We start from the raw sequence: 6,614 nt of genomic DNA, 5'->3' as shown, positions 1-6,614 counted from the left end.
CGGACCGGCCCGGCGGGCGGTGCGCCGCGCTGGGCCTCGCGTCCGCCGGGCGCCGCGGCGCCCGGCCTCATCTTCCGCCGTGGACGTCGGGACGCCGCAGATACTGCGGGGCGGTGCCCAGGCAGACGTCCTCCCCGGCCTGGGAGCGCCGCAGGCGGGAGAGGGCGAGGCGGGCCATCGGCACGGGTTCGCAGACCGCTTGGAGAGCCCCGGCCAACTCGGGGTGGAGGCCGGGGTCGGGGGTCGCCACCACCGCGGGCTCGGCTCGGAGGATCCCCGGCAGAGCCTCGGGCGCCACGATCCGAGGGCCGGAGAGGACCGAGACGTCGTCGGCGCCCATGGGGCAGGCTCGGAGCACGAAGAGCTCCCGGCGCTTGGCGTCGATCGCGGCGAGGACGTCGCCCTCGCCGACGCCCAGGGCGAGCGCCTCCAGAGACGACACCCCGTAGACCGGGACGCCCCATCCGCGGGCCAGAGCCCGCGCTGTCACGAGCCCCGCGCGCAGGCCCGTGAAGGCCGCCGGGCCCGTGCCCACGACGACGGCGTCGGGCCTGGCCCCGGCCGTCACCCGCTCGACGGCCGGGGCGAGCGCCTCGACGTGCCGGCGCGCGTCGGGAGCGCGGTAGGAGGACTCCTCCGCGAAGACCCCTCCCTCGAAACTCACCAGCCCGACGATCGAACGGTCGGACGTGTCCACCGTCAGGATTCTCATGGGCCCTTCGCATCCCCTTCCGTCTCTTCCGCCTCTTTCCTGGCGCCCCTCGTCGGGCGCTCGTAGACGCGGACCATCTCCCCGGTCTCGGTGAGGATCGTCCGGGGGCCGGCGTCGCGCCCGGAGGGCGGATCGCCCTTCGCGGCGTCGTCGCCGTCGGCCTTCTCCCGCCTCGCGGCGTCGTGGCGCAGCCACACCGCGACGCCCGCCAGCAACAGCAGGACCATGATCCCCAGAAGGAGGGCGCGCGAGAACCCGCGGCGCTCGGTTTCGTCCTCGACCGGGCCGGTCGTGGTCTGGCCCGGCTTCCCGCTCGACTTGCGGAGGGTTTGCCGGACGGTCTCGAAGTCCCTGAGCGAGACCGTCCCGGCCAGGACCTGGCGGGCACGCCGGTCGAGAGGGCTGACCTGCCGCGATTCGGTGACCAGATACCACCCCTTCGTCTCCGGATCGACGACGACCGCCGTTGCGGCGTCGAGGTTGGCGACGTCCTTGGCGAAGTCGGGGACGTCGGTGATGACCGCCTTCCCCGCCTTACCGCCGACCAGCTCGACCGCCAGGGTGCCGACCGGCTCCACGTCCCTGTACAGGGGGGCGACCCAGTAGCCCGACGCCGCGACCTTCGGCTCGCCTCCCGCGCCAGCCTTCTCGAAGACCCTCGCGTTGACCGGAGTGCCGAGGTGGAAGGCGGAGGCTTCGGCGTAGTCGGCGCCCTTGAACACCTCGGCGGCCTTCTTGCGGACGTAGGCCGTCCCCTCGCCCGCGAACCACTCGTGGGCCTCGGCCTGGCCCGCGGGGGCCGTCCCGGCGCCGTCGGGGCTGGACGTCGCCTGAGTCTCGCTCGGCAATGCGCCGACGGAGGCCTGGGCGACGTTCGCGCCCCCCGCCAGGCACAGAGCTATGGCGGCGCACAGGCCGCGCAGTCCACGACGCCTCATTCGTCTCCCTCGGAGACCGCCGCCCTCAGGGATTCGACGATGCTCCGCGACCGCGGCCCGGAAGCCGAGACGGACACGTCGCGCGGAGAGTCCCCGAAGAGGTCGTCGGCCCCCTGCCCGCCGCCCTCCGGGCGGGCGATGCGCACGGTCAGGCGGTCAGGGGCGAGGGCTTCGACCTTGCCCGCCCCCCATTCGACGACCGTCGCCGATGTGTCGGCGGACGCGTCGAGGTCGAGCGCGTCGACCTCCTCCAGGGCGCCGATCCTGTAGGCGTCGACGTGGACGAGGTCGGGCCCGGCGCCGAGCGCGGGGTGCACCCGGGCGATGGTGAAGGTGGGCGAGGTGACGCGTCCGCGAACCCCCATTCCCTCGGCGATCCCCTGCGTGAGGGTCGTCTTGCCCGCGCCGAGGGGGCCGTCGAGGACGACCAGATCCCCTTCGAGGAGCAGTGCGCCGAGCCTCGCCCCGAACTCGCGCATGCCATCCGCTTCGCGAATGGTGATGTCCATAGCCGTGTCCATATCGTCACCCATGATAGCTGCGGGGGACACGCGCCCCAAGACGCGAGACGATCTCGTACCCGATCGTCTGCGCAGCCTCGGCCCAGTCGTCGGCCGTCGGCAGGTCGCCGCCGCCGAAGAGGTAGGCGGTGTCGCCCGCCTGGCAGGCGCGGGGGATCTCGGTGACGAACTGGTCCATGCACACCCGGCCGCGGATCCTCGTGCGCATCCCGCCGACGACGAGAGGGCCCCGGTTCGACGCCGCCCGCGGTATTCCGTCGGCGTATCCGAGCGGGACGACGCCCAGGCGGGCGGGCGCCGCCGTCACGTCGGTGTGGCCGTAGGAGATCCCTGTGTTCTCGGGGACGTCCCGGTCGACGATGAGGTCGGCGGACAGGGTCATGGCCGGGCGCAGGCCCATGGCCTGCGCCGTGGCGACGGCGGGGTTGGGCGACAGGCCGTACATGGCGATGCCGGGCCGGACCATGTCGTATCGCGCGGCCGGATGCCAGAAGGCGCCTCCGGAGGCCGCCAGATGGCACAGCTGCGGGGTCAGTCCGGCCCTGCTGGCCGCGGCCCGGGCCTCCTCGAAGACCGCGATCTGCCTCTCGGTTTGCCCGCAGTCCGGCTCGTCTGCTCGGGCGAGGTGGCTCCACAGCCCGATGACGGCCACCCGCCCTTCGGCTTCCAGCTCGCGCAGCCGGGCGGCGGCGGCGGGCAGATCGGCCGGGTCGAAGCCGCCTCGGGCCATCCCCGTGTCCACTTTGAGATGGAGGCGCGCCTGGACGCCGGTGAGGGACGTCGCCCGGCGGATCGCCTCGATCGCCCAGAAGGCGCCGACGGACAGGTCGACGTCCGCTGCGAGCGCCTCGCCCAGGTCGTATCCGGGGGCGTAGATCCAGGCGAGGATGCGCGGGCCCGGGCCGACCTCGGCGCGCAGCCGGAGGGCTTCGCCGACCTGGGCGACGCCGAGGTAGTCGGCCTTCTCCAGGGCGGCCGCGGCCACGGGTCCGCGGCCGTGCCCGTAGGCGTCGGCCTTGACGACGGCGAGGACGGCGCGGTCGCCGACAACCTCGCGCACGCGCGCGAGGTTGTCGCCAATGGCGGTCAGGTCTATTCGGGCTCGAGCGGGGTATGGGATCACAGAGTCAAGTCTGCCAGAGTGGGCGCGACGGCCGCCGCGATGTCGCCCGCGCGGACGGGACGGCGGGGGCACGCCCGCCCGTGGACGAAGGCGGCCAGGGCGGCGGCCGGGAGGGGGGCGATCCCTTGGGCGAGGACGGCGCCCAGCAGGCCCGCGAGGACGTCGCCCGCTCCGGCGGTGGCGCGCCACGCGGGGCCGGACTGCGCGTAGAGCGGTCCGTCGGCCGTGCAGGCGACGTCGACCGGGCCCTTCAGGAGCACCGTCGCGCCGGTGGCGGCCGCCGCCAGACGGGCGGCCCGGGCGGGCACCGCCTCGATCTCCCGCCGGGAGACCGCCTCCCCCAGCGACGTGAGGAGATTCGCGAGCTCCCCGGCGTGCGGGGTGAGGACGACGCGCTCGTCGCATTCGGCGGTGGCGGCCAGGGCGATCGCCCCGGCGTCGAGAACGACGGGCAGCGACTCGGCGGCGGCCAGCTGCAGCCGCCTGGCCGCCTCGGACGCGGCGCGCTCGTCGTCCATGTCCACTCCCGGTCCGATGACCCATGCGTCGACCCGCCCCTCGCCCAGAACGCATTCGGGATGGCGCGCCGCCACACGGTCGGCGAGGTCGCGCGGCCCGGCGTATCGGACCATTCCCGGGCCGGCGGCCAGGGCGGCGTCCGCGCACAGGAACCCGGCGCCGGGGTAGCGCCGGGAGCCGGCCATGACCCCGAGCACTCCGCGGGTGTACTTGTGCGAGTCGGGGCCGGGAACCGGCCACATGCCGCGCGCGTCCTCCTCCTGGAGGCTGACGAGGGCGGGCTCGCCGAGCGAGAGGCCGATGTCGGCGACTTCGACGCGTCCCGCGTGTCTGCGCGCGGGCTCCAGGTAGAGCCCCGGTTTGGGCGCGCCCATGGTCACGGTGAGGTCGCAGTCCAGGACGGGGCCGGGGACGGTGCCGTCGTCGGCCCCGATGCCCGAGGGGACGTCCACGGCGACCACGCGCTGTCCGCTGCGCATGCCCGACAGGGCGCGCACGTGCGAGGCGAGGGGCTCGCGCAGCGGGCCGCGCGCCCCGATCCCGACGAGCCCGTCGATCCACACGTCGGCCCGGCGGGCCTCGTCGAGCTCGGCCAGGCGCACTCCGGCTCTCAGGGCCGCGGCGAGGCCCCCTTCGTGGGCGCGGCCCGGGACGAAGGCCTTGACGGACATGCCGCGGGCGGCCAGGCGGGCGGCCGCGTAGAGGGCGTCGCCTCCGTTGTCGCCGCCGCCCGCCAGGACGAAGACACGGCATCCGTAGACGGGCCGCCCGCTGGCGCTCACTTCGCGGATCGTCGCGAGCGCCAGCGCCCCGGACGCCCTCTCCATGAGAGGCTCGCCGGCCGCCAGGAGAGGGGCTTCGGCGGCGCGGACGTCGGCGGCGCGGTAGGCCTTGATCATCGGCTGTCCTCCGTCATTCGACCGTGACCGACTTGGCGAGGTTGCGCGGCTTGTCCACGTCGTAGCCTTTGACCTTGGCCAGTTCGCAGGCGAAGATCTGCAGCGGTATGACCGTCACGAGCGGCATCATCAGGGTCGGGGTCGTGCGGGGGACCCAGAAGACGCGGCTGGCGTGGGTGAGGACCTCCCCGTCGCCCTCCTCGGCGATGACGATCGTGCGGGCGCCGCGGGCGCGGACCTCCTGGAGGTTGGAGATGACCTTGGCGTGCAGGAGGGGGCGGCGCGGGGTGGGCACGATGAAGAAGACGGGGAGGCCCTCCTCGATCAGGGCGATCGGCCCGTGCTTGAGCTCGCCGGCCGCGAAGCCCTCCGCATGGATGTAGGCGAGCTCCTTGAGTTTGAGCGCGCCCTCCAGAGCGACTGGGAATCCGACGTGGCGGCCCAGAAAGAGCACCGAGGTGACGTCGGCCATCGAGCGGGCGAGGTCGCGCACCTCCTCCTCGGAGGTGAGGACCTGGGAGATGCGGTCAGGCATCCTTCCCAGCTCGTCCAGGTAGGTGGCGACTTCGTCGACGTACTTGTTGCCGCGCAGCTCGGCCAGGTACAGGCCCAGAAGATAGCAGGCCGCGATCTGGGCGATGAAGGCCTTCGTGGAGGCGACGGCCACCTCGGGCCCGGCGTGGGTGTAGAGCACGGCGTCCGATTCGCGCGCGATGGTCGATCCGTGGGTGTTGACGATCGCGAGCACCTTCGACCCCTGTTCGCGCGCGTGGCGGATGGCCATGAGGGTGTCCATCGTCTCGCCCGACTGGGAGATCGCCACGACGAGGGTCTTCTCGTTGACGACCGGGTCGCGGTAGCGGAACTCGTGGGCGAGCTCGACCTCGACGGGGATGCGGCACCAGTGCTCGATGGCGTATTTGGCGACGTGCCCGGCGTAGGCGGCGGTTCCGCAGGCCACCACGATGATCTTGTCGACCGCGCGCAGCACCGACTCGTCGATGCGCAGCTCGTCGAGGTGGAGCCGGCCGCCGTCGCCCGTCCGGCCGCGCAGAGTCTCGGCCACGGCGCGCGGCTCCTCGTGGATCTCCTTGTCCATGAAGGTCTCGTAGCCGCCCTTGACGGCCGCCGAGACGTCCCAGTTGACCTCGAAGCGCTTGCCTTGGGCGGGCGCGCCGTCGAAGTCGACGACCGTGACATCCTCGGGCGTGATGCGGACGACCGTGTCCTGGCCGAGCTCCAGGGCCTGGTCCGTGTAGCGGACGAAGGCCGCCACGTCCGAGCCGAGGAAGTTCTCCCCCCGCCCCAGGCCGACGACGAGCGGCGAGTTGCGCCGGGCGGCCACTATCTGCCCGGGGTCCTCGCCGTCGACGCCGACGAGCGTGAAGGATCCCTCCAGGCGCGAGGCGAGGCGGCACATAGCGGCCAGGAGGTCGCCGTCCTTCTCCAGCTCGAGGGCCAGATGGTGAGCGGCTATCTCGGTGTCGGTCTCGGAGGCGAGCTTGATGCCCCGGCCGGCGAGCTGTTCGGCGAGCTCCCGGTAGTTCTCGATGATCCCGTTGTGGACGACGGCCACCCGGCCGTCGAAGCTGACATGGGGGTGAGCGTTGACGTCGGTGGGACCGCCGTGGGTCGCCCACCGGGTGTGGCCGATCGCCGCCTTGGCGGGCGGGAGCGGCGCGGCCTCCAACGCGGAGCGCAGATTGTCCAGTCGCCCGGCCTTCTTGGCCGTGCGCATCCCCTCCTCGCCGATGACGGCGACGCCCGCGCTGTCGTACCCGCGGTATTCGAGGAGGGCCAAGCCCTCGAGAATCACGTCAAGCGGGCGAGGGCCTGCCGCGCTTGAACCAACGTATCCTACGATTCCACACATAGGGCCAGTCTAACCACGCCGTCTGAGCG

6 protein-coding genes are annotated in these 6,614 nt (G+C 73.1%); all 6 read right to left on the bottom strand.

From position 1 onward, the window contains the following. Nucleotides 1–67: 67 nt before the first annotated feature. Genes tsaB through glmS form a run of 6 tightly spaced genes read right to left on the bottom strand, consistent with a single transcriptional unit; the run spans nucleotide 68 to nucleotide 6,585 of the window. Nucleotides 68–712: a tRNA (adenosine(37)-N6)-threonylcarbamoyltransferase complex dimerization subunit type 1 TsaB gene (gene tsaB, locus HMPREF0043_RS08750; RefSeq protein WP_021602686.1), complete on the bottom strand. Its 645-nt coding sequence runs from the start codon at nucleotides 710–712 to the stop codon at nucleotides 68–70. After that, nucleotides 709–1,650, bottom strand: coding sequence for a hypothetical protein (locus HMPREF0043_RS08745; RefSeq protein ID WP_021602685.1), 942 nt, complete (start codon nucleotides 1,648–1,650; stop codon nucleotides 709–711). Before HMPREF0043_RS08745 ends, tsaB begins: the two co-directional genes overlap by 4 nt. Continuing rightward, nucleotides 1,647–2,159: a tRNA (adenosine(37)-N6)-threonylcarbamoyltransferase complex ATPase subunit type 1 TsaE gene (gene tsaE / locus HMPREF0043_RS08740; protein ID WP_232206097.1), complete on the bottom strand. Its 513-nt coding sequence runs from the start codon at nucleotides 2,157–2,159 to the stop codon at nucleotides 1,647–1,649. Before tsaE ends, HMPREF0043_RS08745 begins: the two co-directional genes overlap by 4 nt. A 16-nt stretch (nucleotides 2,160–2,175) precedes the next feature. After that, a complete protein-coding gene (gene alr / locus HMPREF0043_RS08735; RefSeq protein ID WP_021602683.1) occupies nucleotides 2,176–3,294 on the bottom strand; it encodes an alanine racemase in 1,119 nt (372 codons plus the stop codon). Beyond that, nucleotides 3,291–4,712 carry an NAD(P)H-hydrate epimerase gene (locus HMPREF0043_RS08730; protein WP_021602682.1) on the bottom strand — a complete coding sequence of 474 codons (1,422 nt, stop codon included), beginning with the start codon at nucleotides 4,710–4,712 and terminating at the stop codon, nucleotides 3,291–3,293. The genes alr and HMPREF0043_RS08730 overlap by 4 nt, the downstream gene beginning before the upstream one ends. 13 nt (nucleotides 4,713–4,725) lie before the next feature. After that, nucleotides 4,726–6,585, bottom strand: a complete 1,860-nt coding sequence (glmS, locus tag HMPREF0043_RS08725; RefSeq protein ID WP_040318209.1) for a glutamine--fructose-6-phosphate transaminase (isomerizing) — start codon at nucleotides 6,583–6,585, stop codon at nucleotides 4,726–4,728. Nucleotides 6,586–6,614: the final 29 nt, after the last annotated feature.

Source organism: Actinobaculum sp. oral taxon 183 str. F0552, from assembly GCF_000466165.1.
Lineage (GTDB): Bacteria > Actinomycetota > Actinomycetes > Actinomycetales > Actinomycetaceae > Peptidiphaga.
This window is presented reverse-complemented; position numbering and strand designations above follow the sequence as displayed.